This is a genomic window from Yersinia pekkanenii, assembly GCF_001152565.1.
GTDB lineage: Bacteria > Pseudomonadota > Gammaproteobacteria > Enterobacterales > Enterobacteriaceae > Yersinia > Yersinia pekkanenii.
In genome coordinates this window covers 3,032-6,805 of sequence record NZ_CQAZ01000084.1, presented here as the reverse complement: position 1 = coordinate 6,805, position 3,774 = coordinate 3,032, and the positions used below count along the sequence as shown (strand labels likewise).

Sequence of the window (3,774 nt, the reverse complement as noted above, 5' to 3'; positions counted from 1 at the left end):
TATCATTTATAGAATAAATATATACATCCTTTTATCTTAACTAAGGCTTAGAGAGTCTATTGTTTCGGTTGAATCTGTGACTCTCATTACTTAATGTATTTCACTGGTTTTTTGAGGTTTAATTAATAATGATTGGATATTACAATGATAATTCCATTTTCTATGAGAATTTAAATGTTGAAACAGCAGTAATATAGACATCTAATCGAATGTATAGTTTGGAAATTATCGTATTTGTAATGTCTTAATTTACTATTTATTGATAACTCTCAATGTTGACTTCGTTTCTAATAAATAAAACTTTAAAGAAAATTCAAATCGATCAACCATTTTAACTCATGAACAAGTTGAGGTTAAAAATGGTTCCATCATCCCCACAGGAAAGTATTAAAAGAGTTTTGGCCGCAGAATATGTAAGAATGTCTACGGAACATCAGAAGTACTCTCTTGATAATCAATCTGAATATATAAAAGAATATTCACTGAGAAATAATATCACGATCATTCATACTTATAATGATGCCGGTAAAAGTGGGCTGAACATATCAGGAAGACCAGGGTTAAAGGCATTACTCGATGATGTTATTAATAAGAAAATAACCATTTCAGCTATTCTTGTTTACGATGTGAGTCGATTTGGACGTTTCCAGGATGCGGATGAAGCTGGGCATTACTCGCACTTACTTCGTAAAAATGGCGTGAAAATTATCTACTGTGCAGAGCCATTTTCAGAGGAGCATCCTGAAATGTTTATGCTCGGGTTGTCATTTTCGCGACATGGGGCAGCAAGTTATAGTCGAAACCTTTCTGAAAAAGTATTCCTGGGGCAGGTTAATTTAATTAAAAAAGGCTACCATCAAGGAGGAATCGCGGGTTATGGGTTACGGCGCTTATTGATTGATGAACACCATGTACCAAAAGGAATACTTGAATTCGGCCAGAGAAAAAGTATCCAGACTGATCGTATTATTCTCTCTCCAGGACCTTTGGAGGAGATTAACATTGTCAATAAAATATTCGATATGTTTAACCTTGAAGGGAAACCTGAAATTGTTATTGCTACAGAATTAAACCGAACTAACGTTTTTGCTGAAAATGGGAATAAATGGACCCGAGGGAAAATACACCAAATACTCACGAATGAAAAATATATCGGTAACAGTATCTATAACAAAACCTCGTTTAAACTGAAACAGCGACATGTCAATAACCCCGAAGATGAATGGGTAAGGTTCAATGGAGCATATGAACCTATCATCAGTATTGATAAATTTGATCTTGCGCAAGAAATTATAGCATCACGAATGGTGATTTTTACTGATGATGAATTATTGGAGAAGCTGAGTATTCTTTTGATTAAAAGAGGGCGTTTGTCAGGGATTATAATAGACGAGGAGGAGTTGTTGCCATCAAGTAGTACTTATCGTTCCCGATTTGGTAGCTTGCTACGAGTATATAGCCTTATCGGATATAACCCAAGGCAGGACTATACCTATCTGGAAACCAATAAAGTTCTGAAGGGAGTTCATTCTTCTGTAATCGAGACTATTATTGAAAATATTTATAAATCTAATGGATGGGTTAGTGATTCGCCCACAGAAGGGATTTTAAATATCAATGATGAATTCACTTTATCTGTCAATCTTGCTCGGTGCCAGCGGTTATCAGGGAATAGCTTAAGATGGAAAATCAGGTTTAATCATTTGTCAGTTCCAGATATCAGTATTGCTATTCGTATGGATAGCTTAAATAAGTCCCCTATTGACTATTATATTTTCCCTTCAATTGATGAGGTTTATAACCATTTAAGTTTAAAAGAGAAAAATACATTCGGTCTCGAATTGTATAATTTTAATACACTTAATCCATTTTACCATTTAGTGAGAAGAACAACATTTATAGAGAAAATAAAACGATGACCACTGAAAAAGTAGAAATGATAGACATATGCAAAATTATGGTTAGTAATCCAAGAGACCGGGATGTGTTTACTCATAATGAAATAAAAGAAAACATTAACCAGATTGGCCTTAAACGGCCCATCACGGTGAGAAGGATGGTTCATGATCACTTTGAATATGCACTGATTTGCGGGCAAGGTCGACTGGAAGCGTATCAAGAGTATAAAGAAACCATGATCCCAGCAATAGTTAAAAATGTCGATGAAGAAACAGGACATTTAATGAGTCTGGCTGAAAATATAGCTCGTAGAAAACCGAGAGCAGGGGAGCTTCTTGGCTGTGTAAGACAATTAAAAATGCAGGGTCTGACAGACAAAGAAATCGGGTATCGGCTAGGTTATACAACCAGTTGGGTTCATGGTGTCATGAATCTCATTGAAAGAGGCGAAAAAAAACTGCTCATTGCATTTGAATCAGGTTATATCCCATTATATCTGGCCGTAGAAATATCAAGAGCTGACGATAATGAAACCCAAAAGTCACTTACTGAAGCTCTTCTCAACGGACAGATAAAAGGAAATCAAATAAACCGCATCAAACGTATTCTTGACAGACGAAAAGAAGGAAGCAAAGGTGCTATTAATAATACATATACCAATGGTCGTCCTCAGAAAAAGTTGAGTCCAGAAGAATTATCAAAAATATATCAGAAAAATGTCAATGAACATAAAGATATCCTTGTTAAATCTAACTACGTCAATGAAACCATACTGGCCGTCAAGGAGATATTCAAGCAATTAATAGAAGATGATGACTTCTGTTCAGTATTGCGGAATAACAATATCACCAATATGCCTGAGGCTCTGCTTGATAAAAACTTTAATAGGGATAAAAATTATGATTAAGCAATGTTTTAATCAGCAGTTTCAAACATTCACGATAGCAAGCCTTGTGCATTCTAAGTCACTGCCAATCAATGTGAAATCCAGTATAAAGTATAAGCAAATACTTACGTCAATATCAGAAATTGGTTTAATAGAACCAGTGATTATTTTTATCACAGATGATGACTCTAAGAAGATTTTAGATGGACATCTTCGTATTGAAGCATTGAAAGATCTCGATATTGAGTTTGTTCACTGCCTAATATCACCCGTTGAAGATACCTATTCTTATAACAAAAGAGTTAACCGATTAACCATCATCCAAGAACAAAAAATGCTTCAAAAAGCCATCGATTCAGGCGTATCAATAGAAAAATTGAGTGCTGTTCTGGGGACATCATCAGTGACGCTCAATTCAAAGTTGAGGATATCTGATGGTATAGCCAAGGAGGTTATGGCACTTTTGGCGGAGAAAAGTGTTTCACAATCGATCTTTAGAATATTGCGAAAACTTAAACCTTACAAACAAATAGAAATGGTGACAACGATGATAAATATCAATAACTTCACCCAAAAATTCGCCTTGTCAATGCTTCATGCTATTGCTCCTGAGCATTTAATCAATAAAAGTAACAAGGAGTCAGATAATAAAGATATTGGAAAAACCCTTGCCAGATTAGAAAAGGAAATGGCAGCAATACAAATTGAAACCCAAAACATCCAAGATGAGTATGCTGAGAATAATCTAAAAATGGTCATTATAAGGTCACATATTATCAAACTACTCAGTAATAATGAAATACTGCACTGGTTGTATGATAACAAAAATGAATATCTTACTATTTTAAAGAAAGTGTCCGGAGTGGATAATTTAAATAATATTACAATGGTGGATTAACGCCATTGTGAACGATGACCTGTTTTTGTTCGGATCCACAGAACAGGTAAGTCTAATAATGTCGGTTCTCTCTCCTTGAAATATAAAAAAA

3 protein-coding genes are annotated in these 3,774 nt (G+C 34.8%); all 3 read left to right on the top strand.

What is annotated here, in order from left to right; translation table 11 throughout:
* Positions 1-359 precede the first annotated feature (359 nt).
* From AEP37_RS21910 to AEP37_RS21900, 3 genes are read left to right on the top strand one after another with little or no spacing between them, the layout of a single operon-like run.
* Positions 360-1,919, top strand: a complete 1,560-nt coding sequence (locus tag AEP37_RS21910; RefSeq protein ID WP_042592880.1) for a recombinase family protein — start codon at positions 360-362, stop codon at positions 1,917-1,919.
* Positions 1,916-2,806, top strand: a complete 891-nt coding sequence (locus AEP37_RS21905) for a ParB/RepB/Spo0J family partition protein (RefSeq protein ID WP_032815012.1) — start codon at positions 1,916-1,918, stop codon at positions 2,804-2,806. Before AEP37_RS21910 ends, AEP37_RS21905 begins: the two co-directional genes overlap by 4 nt.
* Complete coding sequence (locus AEP37_RS21900) at positions 2,799-3,683, top strand: ParB/RepB/Spo0J family partition protein (RefSeq protein ID WP_038400985.1); 885 nt, start codon at positions 2,799-2,801, stop codon at positions 3,681-3,683. Before AEP37_RS21905 ends, AEP37_RS21900 begins: the two co-directional genes overlap by 8 nt.
* Positions 3,684-3,774 lie beyond the last annotated feature (91 nt).

What these genes read in the sequence shown, in the direction of transcription:
- AEP37_RS21910 (WP_042592880.1), top strand. Translation starts at nt 360, where the DNA reads ATGGTTCCATCATCCCCACAGGAAAGTATTAAAAGAGTTTTGGCCGCA.
- AEP37_RS21905 (WP_032815012.1), top strand. Translation starts at nt 1,916, where the DNA reads ATGACCACTGAAAAAGTAGAAATGATAGACATATGCAAAATTATGGTT.
- AEP37_RS21900 (WP_038400985.1), top strand. Translation starts at nt 2,799, where the DNA reads ATGATTAAGCAATGTTTTAATCAGCAGTTTCAAACATTCACGATAGCA.